Here is a 20616-nt window from a genome sequence, read left to right as displayed (position 1 = left end):
GTTCAGGTCAACCTGAGCCTCCTTGTTGTGGAAGTCCTTCAACCGATCAGTCACCTGAATGGGCAGGGCCGCCTAACCAACATAGCTCAACGTTACGTGCAAGATCATACGGCTATGTCTAAAGCCGAGCGAGCCAGGGTGGGTATTTTCGAGGAACACGTATGGGAATTTTTGATCGCCTCTTCGGTAAACGGAAAGAAGCCCCTCCGCCACCGACGCCACCACCACCACCGCCTCCACGTGTTACTCCACCACCACCTGTTGCGGAAACGCCAAAACCTGCGCCGCCGGTTGCCCCACCGCGAACCCCTGAACCATCCGTTAAACCAGTTGACTCCGCACCGCTTGCCGCCCCCACGGCACCCGCCGGTCCGTTGTCGCTTCCGTCAACGTATGTGGCGCCTCCAACGACGGCGGACTTGATGGAGCCGGCGGTGAGTAGCCAGCCAGTGCCCATCACCGGGCCCGTCAAAACTCAGGAAGACCTTCCTCAGCCGCCAGTCCAAATTACCAAACCAGAACCAGAACCGGTCTCCTTCTTTAGTGAACCGCTCCCACTGGCACCAGTGATTGAATCAAAACCGGCCTTCCCGGATGATGCCGCGCTGGAAGCGGAACTGTTTGCTGAATTTGGTGAATTGACCGAAGAAGAGCGGCTGATTTTACTTGAGTTAAAACGCGAGGAAGCCCGTAAGGCCAACCAGGGAGTTTCTTCCCAGCCCGCGCCCACTCCGCCCCCATCTGTACCCCCAGCCCGGGAGTCACACCTGTCTGGATTTGCCCAGGGACCTTCGACGACTGAACTGGACCGGGCGCTGGTGTCACTGTTGGGGGATATGGAAACCAGTTCTGAGCCAACCGGTGAATTGCCTGCGATCAGTGAAGTTGCTCCGACACTGGTCATGGATGGGGCTTTTGTGGCTGAGGCATTGCATGCCGAACCTGTGACCGGTGTGGAAACAACGGCTGAATTTTTTGGCGGCACCGTGGAAACAACGGCTGGGCCTGGGCTTGTAACGGATGAAGAAGCGGTTGCCCCGGAGGGTGGATCCTTCTTTGATGATGAACTTGGCGATTTTGACGACGCCTTTGATTCGCTGATGGCTGGCGAGGCCCCTGCCCACGCTGATGGTGAGTCAACCGGGGTTGAGGTAGATCAGGCTGAAATTCGCGAACTGTTTGCCAACATTGCCGCCAATTACATCAAGCCGGTCAAGAACTTTATTTTTGAACTCCGGTCCGGAGCCGCGCGAAAAGAATGGCTTGATATCTGTCAACCAGCCTTGATGAGCCTGTCAAAATCGGCCAATGGCATGGGACTGACGGAAGTCAGTGATGCCGTCGGGAATTTTGACGCACTGCTCATTGAAGCCAGGGCTTCGTTTGAACCGTCCATCACGGGCGATCTACGCGAGCGGGTTCTCGCCTATTATGAAACCCTGGTCGAGATGCTGCCCCAGACCTTCACCCTGGGTGAGGAAAGTGCCCAGTCTGAAGGTATGATCATCAACTCGCTCCTCAAGCAAATTCCAGATGTTGGAAAGGTCACCATTGATAAGCTCTATCGAGCCGGTTTGACCACGCTTGAGAGCTATTTTATGGGATCGAAAGAAGATATTGCGGTAGCTTCTGGATTGCCAATCTGGCTGGCCGAACGGATTTGCGAAAAATTCCGGCAATATCAACACGATCTTGAGACCAGCCCGGTTGATGCTGGAAACAGTGCGCATCGGGCTCGATTGGAACACCTGACTCAGGATTTGAAAGAATTTCACGACCAGTATGAAAAAGCCACGGCGGCTGAATGGACAAACCCCGCCGCGGCTGAAGACCGTCGGTATTATCGTCAGGCCCGGCAGGATACCCAGCTTCAGATCAATATTGTATTGGCTGAATTGCAGGCGGTTGACCTGGTCAAGGAAATTCAGCGCCTCTCATTTGAAAAACGCATTCAACGGCTTCAGGAATTTCTTCAGACGTTAGGAAATGAAATGTAATGAAACCGGCGGTGAGCTGGTGGCGACTGTGGTTCGAATCAGTTCCGGGAATTAAGAAGGATGAACAAGCCCTCTTGCTGGATCAAAAGCTTAATTCTTAATTCTTAATTCTTAATTCTTAATTTATTTCCCGCACTTTTCCGGGTGACGCCCTGGCTCCTGTGGCGCCATCATCACATGCATAACAAAAGAGTCACATATTCTTTGCGCTGGGAAGCTTACAACAATTAAGGGGGGAGAGTCTTTATGGCTGAATTTTCCCGTGAAGAAGTAATTCAGAAGGTAGCGAATGGAGAGGGCCTGGAGCGTGCCGACTTGCGTGATTTAAAGCTTGCGCAGGCCCAACTGGAGGGGGCGAATTTACGCCGAGCCGACCTGGAAGGTGTTGATTTCGAAGAGTCGGTCTTGCGCAAGGCCAACCTTGCGAGTGCCAACTTGCGGGATGCCTTTTTAGCCAGGGCCAACCTGGAAGGGGCCAACCTGCGAGGGGCTGACCTGGAAAGCGCCAATCTGGAAGGGGCCAACCTGTCAGACGCTGATTTGTCGCGGACGAATCTGGAAGGCGCCAATCTGGAAAATGCAAATTTATCGCGAGCCAGGCTCAATGCCGCTCAACTGGCTCTGGCCAACCTTGGTGGCGCCCGCCTCGACGGTGCGATACTGAGCAATGCCGATCTTCAAGAAGCCTATTTGGGTGGGTCTTCAATGGTGAAAGCTGATTTCCAAAATGCGGTTTTGGAAAAGGCGAATCTGGAAGAAGCGGACCTGACCGGAGCCAATATGCGGGATGTCTCGCTGCGCGGCGCCCTGCTCCCTGGTGCAAACCTGACTGGGGCGATTTTGGAGCGTGCTGTTCTGGCGGATGCCACCCTGCAGCGGGCGAATTTCACCAAAGCTGACTGCCGGCACGTCACCTGGGGCAAAGCTCAATTATCAGGTGCCACCTTCAATGACGTTTTGTTGTATGGTGGTGATTTGACGGCGGACCTGGCCAAAATGGTGAAGGCCGAGTGGGTTGATTTCAGTAAAGAGGGCGATGGCTCACAACGGGTCAAAGGCGCTGAACTGGTCAATTACCTCAATGGTTTGAAAGAGGGCGGTGGCGCGGCGGCACCGGCGGCGGCACCAGCCGCTGTGGCACCATCAACCGGGAACCGCCGCTATTTTGGGCGCGGTGACGTGTTACGCGACGCGAAGCTCGAATTTGATACTGGTTCAATTGTTGAAGTCGAAGGCCGATTCTTGAAGTGCTCGATTGCATTAGGCGATGGCGCACAACTCATCATCGGAAAAGAAGGGTTGCTGGATGGATGTCGAATTTCAGGGAACGGGATCATTATTGTGTATGGCCGGTTTGTTGAAGACTCCGCCCCTGGGATTGACGGTGCCAAGCAACTGATTGTCGGTGCAACCGGATCAGTCAAAGGCATGATCAAACAACCCCCGTCTCTGACACAATTTGCTTTTGAACCAGGTTGTTTCCTGCGGCTCAAGATTGCAACTTCCACTTAATCCTCCATCCCCTCATTGCGCACCGCAGAGGGCTCATTCCACAAGCCCGCTGCGGACCACTTCGCATTGCAGCACATTGTTATTTTAACTTCGACTTATGAAAAGATGTTGGCAGGCGCCTGGCGCCTGACCTTACTTTCAAGGAGCATGTATTCGCCATGAGTGATCAAAATACCAAACGCACCATTATTGAAGAAGGAAGCGAACTGACCGGGACGTTAAAGTCAAACTGCGCCGTTGTGGTCAGTGGCAAAGTCAACGGTGAAATCCATTCGCCGTCGCTGGTGGTCAGTGAAGGAGGCTCGGTTCACGGCACCATTAAAGTCAACGACCTGAAATCACAGGGTGAAATTGCTGGTCAAATTGATGCGGAAATGGTCGAATTATCCGGCAAAGTCAACGATCAGACGATCATTCGCGCCACGATGCTTGAAGTCAAATTAAGCACCCCCGATTCAAATAAACTCCAGGTTCAGTTTGGCAATTGCAGCCTTGAAGTTGGAAAAGAAGAAGGGAGTGCGCCGGCGGCACCCGCGCCAGCCGGTGGTGACGCCCAACCACAAAACCGACCACAACAGGGCGGTGGCGGCCAGCAGGGCGGTGGTCAGCAAGGCGGCGGCCAGCAGGGCGGTGGTCAGCAGGGTGGCCAGCAAAAGCAAAAGGGCAGGGACTAACGATTCCTGACCAAATGACAAGGTGACAAATGACAGGGTGACAAGGTGACTTTTTGACAAGGTGACAAATGACAGGGTGACAAGGTGACCTTTTGACAGGATGACCTTTTGATCGGTGACTTTTTGACAAGATGCTCAGGAAATGAAGGTTTTGTTACCTTGTCACCTTGTCACCCTGTCACCTTGTCACCTTGTCACCTTGTCACCCTGTCATTTGTCACCTGTCACCTTGTCACCTTGTCACCTTGTCACCCTGTCACCCTGTCACCTTGTCACCTTGTCACCTTGTCACCTTGTCACCTACGTGCTTTGCGAAAACAAAATTTGACCACTTGAAATTTCTGGTTCAAGTATGTACTCTTCGCGCTCACAAAATTTGCACCCTTAGCTCAGTTGGATAGAGCGTTGGCCTCCGGAGCCAAAGGTCGCTGGTTCGAATCCAGCAGGGTGTATCCCCACTTTTTTCAATCTCCAACTTCGAGTTCAAATCCAATGACTCCCCCAGCATACGCCGTCGAGATGCTTGAAGTGACCAAGCGTTTCGGCGCCGTCACGGCCAATAATCGGATCACACTCCGTATCGAAAAACAAAGCATTCACGCCATTGTGGGAGAAAACGGCGCGGGGAAGTCCACCGCCATGAATCTGTTGTATGGGCTCTATGTGCCCGACAGCGGTGAGATCCGGTTGCACGGAGAAACCGTGGCGCTCAAAACCCCACGCGATGCAATTGCCCGCGGACTAGGGATGGTTCACCAGCACTTTATGCTGGTGCCGACACTTTCAGTCACTGAAAACATTATTTTGGGAGCCGAGCCCGGCCCGGGAATTCGCATTCACTACCGACAGGCAAAGGAACGGATCAAGGAACTCTCTCAAACCTATGGCCTTCACATTGATCCGGATGCCTTAATTCAAGACCTTTCGGTCGGCCAACAGCAGCGGGTCGAGATCTTAAAAACGCTCTATCGTGGGGCTGAAATCCTGATTCTGGACGAACCCACTGCAGTTTTGACTCCGCCGGAAGTCGAGGAAATGTTTGCCATTTTGCGAACGCTCCGCGAGCAGGGCAAAACGCTGATCATTATTACCCATAAGCTCTCTGAAGTTCTGGCGCTTTCCAGTCGGGTCACGGTGATGCGAGACGGTACGGTGGTCGGTGAAGTCGAGACCAAACTGACATCAGCGGCGGAACTGGCTCGCATGATGGTGGGACGTGATGTGTTGCTTCGGGTTTCAAAAGACAAAGCCAATCCTGGCGACGTTGTGCTCAAAGTTTCCAATCTACATTTTACCCGGCCCAACGGCGTCGAGGCGATCAAAGGACTCAATTTTGAAGTCCGGGCAGGTGAAATCCTGGGAATTGCCGGAGTTGAAGGGAACGGCCAAACCGAACTGATTGAAATCCTGGCTGGCCTGCTCAAACCGTCAGATGGAAGCATTACTTTTAAAAATCAATCCATCGGAGGCCGTTCACCACGCGAAATCCGAGCCATCGGTGTTGCCCATATTCCTGAAGACCGCCACCACCGTGGATTGCTATTGGATTTTAGCCTGTCTGATAATTTGATCCTGGGAGATCACTATCACAAACCAGCCCTTAAAGGTTTTTTTCTGGACCAGCCGGCAATTGATCAACGAGCTGATGTCCTGATTCAGCGCTTTGACGTTCGCCCAGCCAATCGAACCCTGCGTGCCCGGGCATTGTCTGGAGGAAACCAGCAAAAACTGATTGTTGCTCGTGAATTTGAATTGCCGCCCAAGTTGCTCCTGGTGTCTCAGCCAACCCGTGGGGTAGACATCGGCGCCATCGAGTTCATCCACCGCCAATTGATTGGGTTACGCGATAACGGAGTTGCGATTTTACTGGTGTCTGCCGAACTTGAAGAAGTTACATCACTCGCGGACCGGTTGATCGTGATGTACGGCGGGGCCGTTGTCGGGGAAGTTGATCCAGCTCTTGTGAGCCAGCAAGAACTTGGATTGATGATGACTGGTGGACATTAGCGGGGCTGAAGAAAATCGGGCTGAAGACAGCGGGCTGAAGAAAACGGGTGAACTATTTTGAATTGATTTCATTCCTTATCCCTTCGAAACCCTGAACCTTGACAAGATGACCGACTGACAAGGTGACATGGTGATTTTTTCATCCCCCATCTTCATCCCTCATCCCTTCCGAAAACCCTGAACCCTGGCCTCTAACCATTTTCCCATAGCTTCTACCCGCCGAAAGCTGTTAAACTCCCCATCTTCCAATAGCTTTCCATCAAAAGATTGATAATCCGAACCTCAACTCTGTTGAAATGAGTGAGAGACTCATTTCTGACTTTACTGTGAAGGTGGTAGTAATGAGCCACCAACGGGGAAAATCTATGCCATTGATTTGTTCTCAATGCGGCACACAAAACCCAGACAGCGCGTTTAATTGTTTTTCTTGTGGTAATCAATTGTCCCGCGTGGATCTTGGCAAAGGTGGCTCTTCAGGTGGGTATGGACAAAGCCAGGGGCAACAACCGCCATATGGAAGTGCTTCGGGTGGAGCCTACGGCAATCAACCTTCTTCTAATCCAAACCCATATGGCAACACGCCGGCTGGTGGGTATGGCGCCAGCCCAGATCCTTATGGAGGCAGTCCCCAGAGCCCCTACGGCCAGCAACCCCCCTCGTATCAGTCACCCTATTCAACGCCCCAAACGCCAGGGTATGGTCAGTCACCGGGCTATGGTCAGTCACCAGGCTATGGTCAATCACCTGGGTACGGCCAGGCACCAGGCTATGGTCAATCACCTGGATACGGCCAGGCACCAGGCTATGGTCAATATGGGGGGCCTCAGACCCCAGGTTTTTTGAGTCAACTGGGATACGGCACCCGTCAGCCGGGAAATCCCTGGAAACGGTTGATTGCTAATATTGTGGATCAAATCATTATAAATTTAGGCGGAATCCCAGGAATGTTACTCATGATGATTGGAGGTGCCAGCCAGGAAGAGGCAGTTATGGTATTGGGGATGCTCGTGGCATTTGTTGGGATAATCCTGGTGGCAATATGGGAAATCTATTTACTTGGATCTCGTGGGATAACTCCAGGAAAAAAGCTCATGAATTTAATTTGTCTAAAGGATGATGGACAGGTAGCAGGATTCTGGCTGGCTTTTGGTCGTGAGTTATTAAAACAGGTTTTTGGAAGCTTCTGTTTTTTGAACTTGTGGTTGCTGTTTGACCCGGAGAAGAAGCAGTTGTATGACAAAATCCTGAATATGCACGTCTATGACAATAACTAATTTTGAGTTCGTTTGATGGAATCAATGGAGACGGCACAGGTTGAACTCATCACCTGTGCCGTTTGGTTTTTTGGTGACTGGTGACTGGTGCTTAGAGAGCGTTAAAAAATAAGTTCCTGGGGGAGCGGGCGTCCTGTTCCGTCCAGGTTCTAGTTTTGCACCGCGAAGCGGGAGAGCACTGGAGAGGACGAACCTGTTTCCGGTGGTAGCTCACAAAGCCTCGCAACCACCAGCTATCCGAACGGCAGCCTTTCAGGATGCTCAATCCAAATGCCTGATTTCCAAAAGAAACCGGGAAGTTGATTTTTTACAGTCCCTAACCACGAACCACGAACCACGAACCACTCACCACATTCTTCATTCACGAATGAATCCCCAGGGTTTGCTTTAACTGAGTTTGGGTCATGACAATTTTGCGGCGGGTATTGCGAATATTCGAGAGGATTTCGATATCGGTTGCCGAAGTTGCCGAACGTTGCAAAAAGCGGTCAAAGGTATTGAGAACTTCGGTGATTTGACCGAGGTAGTATTGCGCCGCGCTCCGTTGACCGGGGGTTAACTTAATGTTTTCAGTGGGTTTGGGCCGTCGCTGCTCAATTACGGCAAGCAGGGCAATGCTGCGTTGCAACAGTTTGCGGCCTTCACGAACGAGATAGCTAACCTGCCATTCCGGGACATTGGCTGTTGGTTCGAAGGCAGCAGCTTCCCAGGATGTCAGCAGGAAGCTTCCTGAGGAAAGGCGAATCACCCGCACTGTTGATGAACTTGTCCCCGAATTCGCCATCGTTTGGGTGAGATAGTTGATACAGGCTTGAATTTCGGTTTCCAGTTCGTGGGCGAGGTTTGGATCCGCTCCCTGGGGCAATGGGGTTGGCTGAATGGTAAAAGTTGGGGCTGGTGTTCGGGCTTGAGTCGGAGGGGGAGTTGGAGTTGAGTGAAAAAAAGCGGCTGGATCAGCCAGAGTGACCGGTGCGGTTGGGTTTACGGCTGGAAGACTCATTCCAAAGTAAATGACCGCTCGTTGGAGCATGTCTCGCATCCGGATCACGGTCTGCAGGTTCGCAACATTTTTGCTGTAATCGCCAGTTACCCAGGGGGCCGGCCTGACGGCAAATTCCATCGCCGCGACCACGGACGTTTCTGAAGATTCTTCGGGGAGTGTGGCTGGATTAACCCGAAGCTGGCGAAGTTGCTCGGAAAGATCCTGCATCTGTCTGATAACTTCGCCATAGAGTTTTTCAAACTTGTCGTGCATCTCAATGTTGAGTTGCACGTTTCGGGTCAGAAGTTCGGGTGACGTGCTGTTTTGATGAAACAGGGAGTGGAGTGCGCGCTTGGCCGGTAGCTGATTTCGCACCAGTTCATCAAAGGTACTGGTGCGTTGCACCTGTTTGAGCAGACTCCCACTTCGATCCAGAATGGATTCTTTCTCCAGGTAATCAACAAATTTGGGCCTGACAATCAGTGGTGTAATTGAGTTGATGAGGGTGACTTCGTCTTTGGCGCGGATGCCAACCCCGGTTTTGGCGTCGGGTGAAAACGCCCTGGTCAGTAAGACGTTCAACCATTCCCAATGCTGATTGGTCGGCAACCCGCCATTGAGCGCCGGGCTGGCCAAATTCAGCATTTGATCGGCCCGCAACCGATGTTGCTCCAAATATTTCCGCAAATCATAGGGTGACGGAACAGCACTGCTCATAAAAAGTCACAACGCCGCGCGGGAAAAGTTGCAACCGGCATCAATGGTTGCAATGCCAAATAAACCCTGACTGGAGTGAAACCAAAAAACTGCCAACCCCTGGAATGGAATCTGGTTGGTGAACGAAGGGGGCAGGAAAAGCGGAAGTCCACACGGCTTGATGCGTGAACTTCACATTGATGGGTTTGGGTGCGTTGGCCTTTGAAAAAGTTTGATTTCAAAGGGGGCAAAGCAAATTGGAATCAGCAAACCCTTGATCGTTTCAGGCTTTGTGGAAGCCCGAGACGGTGGTGTTATCCACCAAACCGATGACCACAGCCCGAGCAAAACCGTGCCCCAAGAGGGTTCATCAGGCCACAATCGGGACAGGTTGGGCTGGAACTGGCAAACGATTCGACCACCGAACCGTTTCCAACCCTGGTTCCGCACCGCGAACAAAACATGGCACCCGTTGCCAGAACGGTCTTACACGAAGCACAGCGTACCTCAACGGCGGAAGCGGGGGGTGGGTAGTAGGTTGGAGAAGTATAGCCAGCCGGGGGAGGGGGGGAATACGCCGTTCCTGGCATTGGCGCGCCGTTCTGTCGGGCGACAAAGGCTTCGATTTTTTCCCAAACATCTTCTGACAGCTTAAACTGATTGATTGCACCGACAATTGGAAGCAAAATGAGCGGTGCCAGCAATACGTATCCAACCAACCCGATGGCCGCTTTATCCAGCCACCGCCCATTGCCGACTTCAACTCGCAATCCATCAAGTTCGCGGGTCAACCGCACCGTCAGGGCCGAGGACTGAGCTGTCAGGTTGCTCAAGGTTGATTCTTTTTGGGCTTGCAGAATATGACCGTTATTGATTGGAATGATTTGAACCTGATGGCCGTTCAAGACAAAAAACTGCCGCAGTTCATCCAGTAATGGGTCAAGTGAAATATGAAAGGCATTGGGAAGCCGGTAATATCGGTTCTGCATAAAACAGTGGCTCTTGGAAAATTTAAATGACCAATCAAGGTAGTGAAGTCGGAAGCCACGCTCGAAAAACAGCCAGGGAAGTCTGTTGGTGCATCAGGTTGGTTCTCATCGGAAAACACAGCAGTGGCCTTGCTGCATCAGACAATGGATTCCTGACAGTGCTCAATTTCAAAATCTCATTCTTCAAACAACAAACTATTTCGAAACTGCGAGATGGAGTAAAAGATACCATGAAAATTCATAAATTACATGCCCGGCTGGTTTCGCTTTCTCTGGTCGCCTTTTTGTGGGTGACTGGCTCGGCGCTCGTTACCAGAGGAACACCGCTGGTTGACCCGACTCGGACGCCGGATTGTCCAGGCGTGGCGACGATGGATTGCACCGGTGTTCCAGAATTAATTTGTAAAACCGCCTGCAACCAGCATCAATCACTGGTGATTCGTGACCGATGTAAGTATCGGCAACGGCTGCACATGGAGCGCTATGAAAAACCAAAAGCCCCTGGTCTCCCTCCTGGAGAACGCAAGCAATTTCGGGATACGGAAGTTGAGATCGGATATCAGGTGGATGAAAACGACAAAACCAATTACCTGGTTGTCCCGAGAGTCGTTGCTGACACTGACGACAAAGGCAATCCAAAAACCAAAGTCAATCCCAAGGAAAGCACCGGGCTGACCTCACAGGCGTTCCTGGATTTGATTTTCTTTCCGCTCCTGCCCGAAAAATTACCTTATTATGAGTTTGAACCGGCGCCCGCCGAACGCGAAGGTGAACGCGCCTTCCGCTTTAAACCCAAAGCGAATATCAAGAGCGTTCCCCTGGCCGTTGGGATTGTCTATGTCAATGGCACCACCGGCGATATGCTCACCGTTCAGGTTGAAGCCATGTACAACCTGGCTGTGTTGGATAAACACCTCAAAGATATCGAATCAATCAGTGCCACGGTTGATTATTCAGAATTTAATGGTCGGTTCCGAATGCCCACCCTGGCTCGCGGGGAAGGCATCTCCAACGTCACCAAATTCAAAGGGTACTTTAAATTCAACTTTGAAGAATCCGCGTATGTGCCAGCGTTGACCTTGCCCAGTTGGTCGGGAATTAGCACCAGCAACTAAGAAAGGCGGGCGGAAGACTCCAAGACTCGGGGCTGAAGACAACGGGCTGAAGAAGTTGGGAATTTTGTTTTAAACCCGAAGTCTTCAGCCCGTTGTCTTCAGCCCCAAGCTCTCAGCCCTGGTTTTCTCAGCCCCAGGTTTTTCATTTGACAAGACCTGGACCGGAGAGTACTATCCGTCCCTTTCCAGGACATTCCAGTTTGACGGGGCGTGGCTCAGCCTGGTAGAGCGTTCGGTTCGGGACCGAAAGGTCGGAGGTTCAAATCCTCTCGCCCCGACCAGGTTATCCTAAAGGAAGGCCATCCGTTCACTTCGAATTGATGGCCTTTTTGCATTTTTGAGAGTGGGTAGAGGTAATGTTCTCATGGCCGTTGTTGCTCGACGTTTTGTGATTACTGGCCGTGTGCAGGGAGTCGGGTATCGCTATTACACGCTTCGCGCCGCCTGTCAGTATCAAATCAGAGGATGGGTGCGAAATTTGCCCGATGGCTCAGTTGAAGCCTGGGTTGAAGGTACTCTTGATGCCATTGAAAAGCTCAAACACGATCTTGCCTTTGGTCCGATGTATGCGGAAGTTCGAAAAATCAGTGAAACCGCCGTCGAACCAACCGGACATTTTGATACATTTCGCATTAATGGATAGGAATTTTGCTTTATGGATGCTCTTCGTAAACTTGTTCGTGAAATCCCGGATTTTCCTAAACCCGGCATTTTGTTTTATGACATCACCACCCTCTTGAAAGACCCAAAGGGGCTCAAGCGTGTGATCAACCGCATGAGCGAAGGATTTGTCGGCGAGAAAATTGACGTGGTGGTTGGGATCGAAGCCCGTGGTTTTATTTTTGCCCCAGCCATCGCCTATCACCTGGGGGCCGGTTTTGTCCCGGTTCGGAAACCCAAAAAGCTTCCGGCGGAAACCGAGCGTGAATGCTATGACCTGGAGTATGGCAGTGATTGTCTTGAGATCCACAAAGATTCGATCCAGCCTGGTCATCGGGTGCTGATCGCGGATGATTTGCTGGCAACCGGCGGAACGGCCCTGGCTGTAACCAAACTGGTTGAACGCCTTGGCGGTACGGTCGTGGGCATTACCTTTGTGATCGAACTGGATTTTCTCAACGGTCGTGAAAAACTGGCCGGGTATCACGTCGAATCACTCCTGCGCTATGATTCATAAGAGCGGAGAGTTGAAAGACTTTCAGCGGAATGAATTGCCTGGATTCGCGAACAGTGAAGTAACTCAAAGAAGTAAAGTTAGTAAACTACTGACTACTGACTACTGACTACAAACTGGTATCATTAAGTTGAGTTTCTCATTCCTTGTCCTTCGAGATTTGCTCGCGTAGCTCAGTGGATAGAGCAACCGCCTCCTAAGCGGTAGGTCGTGGGTTCGATTCCCGCCGCGAGCACCAGTAATTTTTATTTTGTCATACTGGAGATCGGTTTTGGTTCCCTCAAAACCATCTCCAGTCTTGTTTTGAGGGGGCTGATATCGTGGAGAACGTTGATGTCAGTATTTTGATTTCCACTCGAAATCGAGCGTCCGTTTTGCGGCAAACGTTGCAATCGTTGCGCAATCAACACTTGAATGGAATTCGATGGGAAATTGTAGTCGTTGATAATGGAAGCAGCGACGATACAGCCCAGGTTTTACGCGAAGCCCAAAGCTGGTTGCCGTTGATTCCGCTGACGGAGCCAACCCCAGGAAAAAACCGGGCATTGAACCGGGCACTTGATATCGTGACAGGTGAATTACTGATTTTTACTGATGACGACACTGAGCACACTGAACAATGGGTCTCAGAACTGGTCGCTGCCTCCAGACAATGGCCAGAAATTTCAATTTTTGGCGGTCCGGTTATCCCGTTACTGCCACCTGAAACGCCGGAATGGATTCGCCAAAATCGGCGGATTACCTCAATTGCCTTTTCCCATTTTGATCTCAATCACACTGAAAATACCCGGCTTGACGATCCAACCCTGCCATTTGGGCCAAATTATGCCCTGCGGGCAGCCGCTGTTGGTGGAAAGCGTTTTTCATTAAGTCTGGGACCACAGGCGGCGGATCCACAATCACCCCTGGGAGATGAGACTGAGTTTTTAGCCCGGATATATGAAGAAAATCAGCAGATTGGGTATGTTCCCAGAGCGAAAGTCTTTCACCGGGTTGAAAAGCACCAGCTTGAATCAGCCTGGCTGTTGAACCGGGCGTTTCGGTTTGGGCGTGGGTTTGTTCATTTTGCACCTAACACCACCTCATTTCGGTTGGGTGGTGTTCCTGCTCGACTGATGGTTGTCTTCTGCATTACCTGGTTGTTCCACCATCTGTTCTTTTTTCGGGCGGAACCGCAAAAGTTCAAAACCAGTTCAACGCTTTATTTCCTGCGCGGACAGATATTTGAATACCGCCAGATCCATCGGTCAGGTCAGTCAATTCCTCCTTCTCTATGACTCACCCTCTTGATCTCAGCGTGTTGATTGCCACCCGGAATCGGGCCAGACTCCTTGGCCCGACCCTGGCCTCTCTTGCTCGCCAGGAAATGAATGGACTTAGATGGGAAGTCATTGTCATTGACAACAACAGTACTGACGACACGCCACAGGTTTTGGAGCAGGCGCGCCGCACACTTCCTCTGGTCTCGCTTTTTGAACCCGAACCTGGAAAAAATCGAGCTTTGAATCAAGGACTGAAGGTTGCAAAAGGTCAATTGCTGGTTTTTACCGATGATGATGGTACTCATTCGAACCGGTGGTTAGTTGATCTGTATCAGGCGGCTCAACGGTGGCCAGACTTTGATATTTTTTGCGGCCCAATTGAACCCACATACCCACCTGAAACACCAGTCTGGTTGAAAGAAGAAGTCTTCACTTCAACTGCCTTTTCAAAATTCCCTCCGGTATGGATTCCTCCCATGACCGAAGAAACCCCATTTGAATATCACAATATTTTACCTTTTGGGCCGAACTTTGCTGTTCGACGAACAGCAATGGAGGGAGTTCACTTTGATCCTCAGATGGGTCCTCAGGGCAGGAGTTACCCAATGGGCGGAGAGACAGAGTTTCTTCAACGATTGCGAGCCAGAGGATGTCAGATTATCTATGTTCCAACCGCGCAGGTGAGTCACAATGTGGATGCCGGCCAGATTTCATTCGACTGGTTATTTCGTCGGGCTTTTTTCTATGGGCGGGGCCGGGCGCGGATGGATTCTGAACCGGCCTTACTGCAAATCCTCAACGTTCCAGTGCGGTACTGGCTCAAAATTCCGCTGGCCTGGGTTCAATATCAGTTCAGTCGGTTTGGGGCCCCCTGCCAGCGATTTCGAACCGGTGTCAAATATCATCGGCTCCGTGGCGAATTTTACGAATATCGCCAGTTGGCAAGTGACCCGCATCGCCAAATAGCAAAGAAGGTGAAATAGCGAAATAGCGAAAGACAAAGAGTTTAAGGATTGACAGGAAACAATCTGACCTGCTTCGCTACTTCGCTACTCGCTTTATTTGATGCCAAGCAATTCAACTTCAAAAATCAGGGTTGAATTCGGTGGAATGGGACCAATCCCACGGCTTCCATAGCCAAGTTCAGGTGGAACTGTCAGTTTGCGTTTGCCGCCAATTTTCATGGTCGCGACACCCTGATCCCACCCTTTGATGACCTGTCCCACACCCAAAATGAATTCAAATGGGCGGTTGCGATCTTTTGAACTGTCAAACTTGACGCCATTGGTGAGCACGCCGGTGTAGTGAACCACCACGGTGTCACCGATTTTTGGTGAAGCGCCCGACCCAACCACGATCTCTTCAATGCCTAAAGTTGCACTCATGCGTTTGTTCTGTCCTTAAATATATGAAGATAGAGAAATTCAGGTGTTTCAGGTACCTGAGATTTCAGAGCAGGTGGTTTCTAGCAGAGGAACTCTTGTTTGGCTAGTCAGTCATGGCGAAGGCCGCTGACGCTGCATACTTTCAAGTGCAAACCCAAGTCGTTCAACCCCCTGGTCAATTTCCTTCTCATCAACTGCGGCAAAGCCAAGGACCAGCCCAGGTCGGACCCGATGCTGGATGGTATATCGTGATATTCCAATGGTTTCCACTCCGAAATCGGCTGCCCGCTGAGTTGTTTGTTGGTCATCCGCTCCGTGTGGAAGCCAGCCGATGGTTTGTAACCCGGCATTGGTGGAAGCTACCTCAAGCAACCCTCCCAGCCGACGACTGACTGATTCCAGAAAAACCTGAAGTCGGTGGTGATAGAGTTCCCGAGTTCGACGAATGTGCTGACCAAAATAGCCATCACTGATAAAGTCAGCCAGAATGGCCTGATCCATCACGGCTGGAAACCGATCAACGGTTGACCGAAGCGCCGTGAACGCATCAACCAGTGACGGAGGAACAACCAGATACCCGATGCGCAGGGCAGAGAACAGAATTTTGTTAAAACTTCCGGCATACAGCACACAACCATGCTGGTCGAGACCCTGGAGTGCCGCCAACGGGCGCTCAACGTAGCGGTATTCGCTGTCATAGTCGTCTTCAAAGATCCAGCTTCCATTGGACTGGGCCCATTTCAACAAAGCCAGCCGTCGCTCAAGCGACAACATAACTCCGAGCGGAAACTGGTGTGCCGGGGTGAGATAGATGAGTCGGGCCGTTGGACAGCCACGTAACCCTGCTTCCACATCAAGTCCCCCTTTATCAACGGGCAGGAGATACAGCTTGAGCCCGGAGCCTCGAAACAAACTTGTGGCACCGGGGTAGCCTGGATCTTCCATCCAAACCCAATCTCCACGATCAAGCAGAAGGCGGGTGGTTAAATCAAGCGCCTGCTGAATTCCCGAAACAATCAGGATTTGTTCAATTTCACACCTGACACCTCGGGCGGTCTGAAGGTAGGTTGCCAGCGCTTCACGGAGCGGACGATACCCGGCTGGATCCCCAGAACTAAGCAGCAGCCGGGTTGCCCGACGCATCCGCCGTCCCGCCAGACGACTCCAGACTTCGATTGGAAAGGCTTCAACGGCTGGGGTATTGGATTGAAAAGGTTTTCCAACCGCGGTTTGCCGATGGATGAGGAATGGATTTGTCAGCAAGCGGGCACCGCGCTCTGAAAGTGACCTCGTCGAAACCAATCCGTTTTGAGGTGAATGAAGCACCTGGGACGCCTGGGTAAACTCGTCTGGTAAAGAGGTTGCGACCACAGTACCGGATCCGGTCTGACTCACGATATATCCTTCAGCCTGGAGTTGTTCAAACACCACCACTACCGTGCCCCGCGAAACTCCAAACTGTTGGGCAAGGTTGCGTGTTGAGGGGAGGCGAGCCCCTGATTTCAATCGGCCTTCAAGGATGGCGCTCCGAAGTTCGTCATATAACCACCGAAACAACGTCTGTTCTTCAGGTTTCCTTTGAGGTGAAAAATCCTGAAAAGTAGCTTTTTTGGCCATAGTTGAATCCTCTCCCTGGTGTTTGATACCAATTAGGGTATCAGGTTCAGGGTATCGGGGTTTAAAAGACATAAAGGACATAAGAGAAAAGAATTCAAATCTGGAACCCGGAACCCGAATGAAAATGGTCTAGTCAAAATGGTCTAAATGGATCTTTTGACTTGACCATATTCTGGTAAGTTTTCCGTGTCACACACAACGGGAATTTCCCTTCAGTTAAATTCGAAAAGGAGATTTTGTATGGAAACACGGATGGATTATTCAAAATTTGCGACCAGTATTTATAAGGCAATGTTGCACCTCGAAAATCAGGTTTCACGAAGCGGTATTGAGCCGATGCTGTTGCATTTGATCAAGCTTCGGGCCTCGCAAATCAACGGGTGCGCTTATTGTATTGATATGCACTCCAAGGACTTACGCGCCGGAGGAGAAAGCGAGCAACGTCTGTATTTGCTCAATGCCTGGCGTGAAGCACCATTTTATACTGAACGTGAACGGGCGGCTTTGATGCTGACGGAAGCGGTGACCCTGGTGACCAACGGGCATGTTCCGGATGATGTCTTTACGGCGGTAAAACCCCACTTTACCGATGAAGAACTGGTGATATTGACCTGGGCGATTGCCGCTATCAATACCTGGAATCGAATCGCGATTACGTTTCGAGCCGTGGCGGGTACCTATCAACCGGCTGCGCATTGAGAGCCTGGCTTGAAGCAAAATACTGGTTCTTGAACGGTATTCATCTGGCTCAACTGGATTTTTAGGTGAGTTTTGCACGAGAAGGAAGAAAAAGAGTGGTAGATGGGTTGCGAGAGCGAGACTGCTCTGGTGTAATGCAAGGTTGCAAATCATACATCTTGATTCACTTCCAATCAGTGAAGAGTACTTCCATTTATCTCTGTAAAGGTCTTCCTCCCCTATGCGATTGACTCGCCTGAAACACTGCGTCATTTTGACGCTCGTTGGTCTTTTTCTCCTGACCCCTTTTTCAACCTTTGGGAAAACCCCAAGGTTGAAGAATCTTTCCTCTGAAGTCCGTGCCATTCTGGAAGAAGCCCGGTTTAACCAGGAGTGGTTAAAGCGAAATGGCTGCCAGCACCGCTACCATCACATGATGGAAGCCAGAGCGGCTCAAGCCAATCCGTATGTTACGGTTCAGCCAGTTGATGTTTTGAATTACTCACTCAGCCTGGATTTATCTCCGGGCCAGCAGTTTATCAGTGGCACGGTGGAACTCACAGCCAAAACCGAAGCTGATGGAGTGGCGACGTTTTTGATTGACCTGGATCAACAGTTGCGGGTCAATTCCTTGCAAGTAACTGGATTGTCACAACAGGCTGATTACACCCGAAAGACCGACCAGATTGTGGTTTCGTTTTTCCAGCCATTGGCGGCGGGTACTGAATTTGGGGTGACGCTCAGCTATAGCGGCGCCCCAAAATCATTTGGGGGACTGGGGCCGGAAGGTGGGGCCATGTTCTTTACCCAACATGCTGGAACCCCGCTTATTGCAACACTTTCCGAGCCATACGGCGCCTCAACCTGGTGGCCCTGTGTGGACAACCCAGCCGATAAAGCGACGGTGCAACTGGCGGTAACCGTGCCGGATCCCTATGTTGTTGCTTCAAATGGCATGTTGAAAGATGTTCAAACTGAAGCCGATGGCCGCAAAACCTTTGTTTGGGACGAACGCTACCCGGTTTCAACCTATCTGGTATCACTGGCCATTACCAATTTCAAAACGATTGAAGATACCTACACCGCACTCGACGGCACGACCATGCCCATCGTGCATTATGTCTATCCTGAACACCTCACCATTGCCCAGCAGAAATTTGCCATTACTCGTCGCATGCTCGAACTCTATGCACCGCTCTTTGGTGAATATCCGTTTGTCGGTGAAAAATACGGTATGGCTGAATTTCCCTGGGGTGGGGGGATGGAACATCAAACGATGACGTCACTGGGTGCCCCCGTCATCACCAGCAATGGCAGCAGCCAAAGCATCATTGCTCACGAACTTGGACACCAGTGGTGGGGAGATGATGTCACTATCAGGGATTGGGCGGACATCTGGCTCAACGAAGGTTTTGCCACCTATTCGGAAGTTCTCTTTTTCGAGAAAAACTTTGACCTGTTCGCTGGTGGCCTGATGGTTGACTACTATGATGACGGTCGAGCCAGCGGAGCACTCCGTGGCACGGTGTATGCCGAGGATCCAGGCGACCCGTTTGATGATACCAATGCCATTTACACCAAAGGGGCGTGGGTCTTGCACATGCTGCGGGGCATGATGGGAGATGACGTCTTTTTCGCGACGTTGCGGGATTACCGCCAACGCTTTGCTTTTGGAAATGCAACCACGGCGGATTTTCAGAAGGTTTGCGAAGACCACTATGGAGCACCGCTGACAGATTTCTTTACTGAATGGGTGTACTCTGAACGCCGACCGATTTATAGCTACGTGACTCAGACAAAGCTAAATTCAGATGGCACGTACACCGTGCTGGTTCGTCTTGACCAGCGGCAAACTCATGCTCTGGTTGGTCAGAAAGGTCCTTCGACATATGTAGTGCCGGTTCAACTTTCAGTGGTGATGGAAGGTGGCGAAAAGCAGACATTTCAGGTCCTCAACCGGTTTCGGTCTCAGGTCTTTGCGCTCAAAGTTCCAGCCAAACCGCGCAATGTGAGTTTTGATGGCGATAATTTTCTCTTAAAGGAAATTGTTCAACCGGCCACACCTTCCATTGGAAAAGCACTGGCAATGGAAGCCAATGCCAGTGTGGTCACTGGGAAAGCCCCGTTCACAGTTGAGTTGACGGGAACGGCAGGCGGTGCTGTCCTCCCACCCAGTTCCATGACGTGGTCAACTGAGCGTCAGGTAATTGGTCAGGGAAGCCAGTTGAGCTACACCTTTGAGAAGCCCGGCATGTACCACGTGACCTTGACCGGAGTGAATAAGAAAACCGCTTCAACTTCAGCCCCGATTCAGATTGTCGTGACTGAGTAGTCCCCAACATCCAAAATTCCGCAAATGAAAAACCCTCGCCGCACCGAGTTGGAGTGGCGAGGGTTTTTCCATGTGTATCCCCCAGGCGAGGTTCGTGATGGAATCTGAAACAAGTCTGCTGGCAAAAATAGATCGCTGGATCGAGAAACTCACACCGGACCATCATTCGCAGGTTGGTGTCTTTTGCCTGCTCTTGATCGGAGCATCACTGCTTCAGAGCTGGCCCATGCTTCTGGCCAGTCTGGGGTTTATCGTATTTGCCCTCATTTTTGGTCATCCAGGTACGTTCCAACACCCATACCGTCTGGCGGAAAAGCCGTTACACCGGTTCATTTGGGTTCTGATTGTGATGTGTGGTCTGGGGTCCCTGTGTGTCTATTTCGTGGTTGGAACGTGGATGCTGATTCGACGAATTCAAAGCTGGTAAAGTGATGTCTAACGCTCTGGGTTATTAGACGGTTACTGTATCAACAATCCCCACGATGGCGGCATCAACGGGGCAATCCTTGAGCCCGTGGGCGAGTCGGGCTGAGCTTCCAGAGACAACCAGCACGGTTTCACGAGCCCCGGCGCCAACCGTATCAATCGCGATTAAAAAGCTGTTTTCCTCCTGGCCTTCCAGGTTAATTGGTTTGACCACCAGCAATTTATGACCTTGCAGTCTGGAATCTTTCCGGGTGGCAACCACAGTTCCCCAGGTTCGAGCCAAAATCATGATAGTTCCCTCAAATGTTGTGATACCAGTCAGTAGTCAGTAGTTGATAAGTCAGTAGTTGATGAGTCAGTAGATAAACCCCGGATCGTTGAATCCGTCGAATTCTTGAAAAGAATTGTTCATAACTGACTCAAATAGAACCAAATCCACTTGACACAAGTCCTCAAATCCCAACACTCGACTACTGACTACTGACTACTGACTACT

General features: G+C 51.1%; 18 protein-coding genes and 3 tRNA genes. 16 read left to right on the top strand and 5 right to left on the bottom strand.

From position 1 onward, the window contains the following. Positions 1-161 precede the first annotated feature (161 nt). The 6 genes from HY774_19990 (at position 162) to HY774_19965 (ending at position 7464) form a co-directional block, all read left to right on the top strand. Positions 162-1997 (top strand): hypothetical protein, encoded by a 1836-nt coding sequence (locus HY774_19990; GenBank protein MBI4750765.1) that lies wholly within the window; start codon positions 162-164, stop codon positions 1995-1997. Between the two features lie 246 nt (positions 1998-2243). Then, positions 2244-3509, top strand: coding sequence for a pentapeptide repeat-containing protein (locus HY774_19985; protein ID MBI4750764.1), 1266 nt, complete (start codon positions 2244-2246; stop codon positions 3507-3509). A 158-nt stretch (positions 3510-3667) separates the two neighbouring features. After that, positions 3668-4183 carry a polymer-forming cytoskeletal protein gene (locus tag HY774_19980; GenBank protein ID MBI4750763.1) on the top strand — a complete coding sequence of 172 codons (516 nt, stop codon included), beginning with the start codon at positions 3668-3670 and terminating at the stop codon, positions 4181-4183. A 378-nt stretch (positions 4184-4561) separates the two neighbouring features. Beyond that, positions 4562-4635 (top strand) — tRNA-Arg (locus tag HY774_19975). 40 nt (positions 4636-4675) lie between these two features. Continuing rightward, positions 4676-6190 (top strand): ABC transporter ATP-binding protein, encoded by a 1515-nt coding sequence (locus HY774_19970; protein MBI4750762.1) that lies wholly within the window; start codon positions 4676-4678, stop codon positions 6188-6190. Between the two features lie 365 nt (positions 6191-6555). Beyond that, entirely contained in the window at positions 6556-7464 is a 909-nt protein-coding gene (locus HY774_19965; GenBank protein MBI4750761.1) for an RDD family protein, read from the top strand. Between the two features lie 361 nt (positions 7465-7825). Here HY774_19965 and HY774_19960 read toward each other — a convergent pair whose 3' ends face one another. Both HY774_19960 and HY774_19955 read right to left on the bottom strand, forming a co-directional pair. Beyond that, complete coding sequence (locus HY774_19960; GenBank protein ID MBI4750760.1) at positions 7826-9163, bottom strand: hypothetical protein; 1338 nt, start codon at positions 9161-9163, stop codon at positions 7826-7828. Between the two features lie 293 nt (positions 9164-9456). Continuing rightward, positions 9457-10131 carry a zinc ribbon domain-containing protein gene (locus HY774_19955; GenBank protein MBI4750759.1) on the bottom strand — a complete coding sequence of 225 codons (675 nt, stop codon included), beginning with the start codon at positions 10129-10131 and terminating at the stop codon, positions 9457-9459. 230 nt (positions 10132-10361) lie between these two features. Between HY774_19955 and HY774_19950 the strand changes: the two genes are divergently transcribed. The 7 genes from HY774_19950 to HY774_19920 all read left to right on the top strand — a co-directional run bounded on the left by HY774_19950 (position 10362) and on the right by HY774_19920 (position 14665). After that, positions 10362-11246 (top strand): hypothetical protein, encoded by an 885-nt coding sequence (locus tag HY774_19950; protein MBI4750758.1) that lies wholly within the window; start codon positions 10362-10364, stop codon positions 11244-11246. Positions 11247-11450: 204 nt separating this feature from the next. Next, a tRNA-Pro gene (locus HY774_19945) sits at positions 11451-11527 on the top strand. 83 nt (positions 11528-11610) lie between these two features. Further along, on the top strand, positions 11611-11889 hold the full coding sequence (locus HY774_19940; protein ID MBI4750757.1) for an acylphosphatase: 279 nt from the start codon (positions 11611-11613) through the stop codon (positions 11887-11889). 12 nt (positions 11890-11901) lie between these two features. Next, entirely contained in the window at positions 11902-12423 is a 522-nt protein-coding gene (locus HY774_19935; protein ID MBI4750756.1) for an adenine phosphoribosyltransferase, read from the top strand. Between the two features lie 159 nt (positions 12424-12582). Next, a tRNA-Arg gene (locus HY774_19930) sits at positions 12583-12658 on the top strand. A gap of 82 nt (positions 12659-12740) precedes the next feature. After that, positions 12741-13697 (top strand): glycosyltransferase family 2 protein, encoded by a 957-nt coding sequence (locus HY774_19925; GenBank protein ID MBI4750755.1) that lies wholly within the window; start codon positions 12741-12743, stop codon positions 13695-13697. Next, positions 13694-14665: a glycosyltransferase family 2 protein gene (locus HY774_19920; GenBank protein MBI4750754.1), complete on the top strand. Its 972-nt coding sequence runs from the start codon at positions 13694-13696 to the stop codon at positions 14663-14665. The genes HY774_19925 and HY774_19920 overlap by 4 nt, the downstream gene beginning before the upstream one ends. A gap of 75 nt (positions 14666-14740) precedes the next feature. On the opposite strand, the gene HY774_19915 is transcribed toward HY774_19920, so the two are convergent. Continuing rightward, positions 14741-15067 (bottom strand): FKBP-type peptidyl-prolyl cis-trans isomerase, encoded by a 327-nt coding sequence (locus tag HY774_19915; protein ID MBI4750753.1) that lies wholly within the window; start codon positions 15065-15067, stop codon positions 14741-14743. A 111-nt stretch (positions 15068-15178) separates the two neighbouring features. Next, positions 15179-16684: a PLP-dependent aminotransferase family protein gene (locus tag HY774_19910; GenBank protein ID MBI4750752.1), complete on the bottom strand. Its 1506-nt coding sequence runs from the start codon at positions 16682-16684 to the stop codon at positions 15179-15181. Between the two features lie 240 nt (positions 16685-16924). Between HY774_19910 and HY774_19905 the strand changes: the two genes are divergently transcribed. The 3 genes from HY774_19905 to HY774_19895 all read left to right on the top strand — a co-directional run bounded on the left by HY774_19905 (position 16925) and on the right by HY774_19895 (position 20121). Next, complete coding sequence (locus tag HY774_19905) at positions 16925-17383, top strand: carboxymuconolactone decarboxylase family protein (GenBank protein ID MBI4750751.1); 459 nt, start codon at positions 16925-16927, stop codon at positions 17381-17383. 313 nt (positions 17384-17696) lie between these two features. Beyond that, complete coding sequence (locus tag HY774_19900) at positions 17697-19694, top strand: hypothetical protein (protein MBI4750750.1); 1998 nt, start codon at positions 17697-17699, stop codon at positions 19692-19694. A 97-nt stretch (positions 19695-19791) separates the two neighbouring features. Then, positions 19792-20121, top strand: coding sequence for a hypothetical protein (locus HY774_19895; protein ID MBI4750749.1), 330 nt, complete (start codon positions 19792-19794; stop codon positions 20119-20121). A 24-nt stretch (positions 20122-20145) separates the two neighbouring features. On the opposite strand, the gene HY774_19890 is transcribed toward HY774_19895, so the two are convergent. Further along, positions 20146-20409, bottom strand: a complete 264-nt coding sequence (locus HY774_19890; protein MBI4750748.1) for a EutN/CcmL family microcompartment protein — start codon at positions 20407-20409, stop codon at positions 20146-20148. Positions 20410-20616 lie beyond the last annotated feature (207 nt).

The sequence above is a fragment of the Acidobacteriota bacterium genome, assembly GCA_016208495.1.
Lineage (GTDB): Bacteria > Acidobacteriota > Blastocatellia > Chloracidobacteriales > Chloracidobacteriaceae > JACQXX01.
The sequence above is the reverse complement of the archived record's forward strand: the minus strand, read 5'-3'. Positions and strand labels throughout refer to the sequence as shown.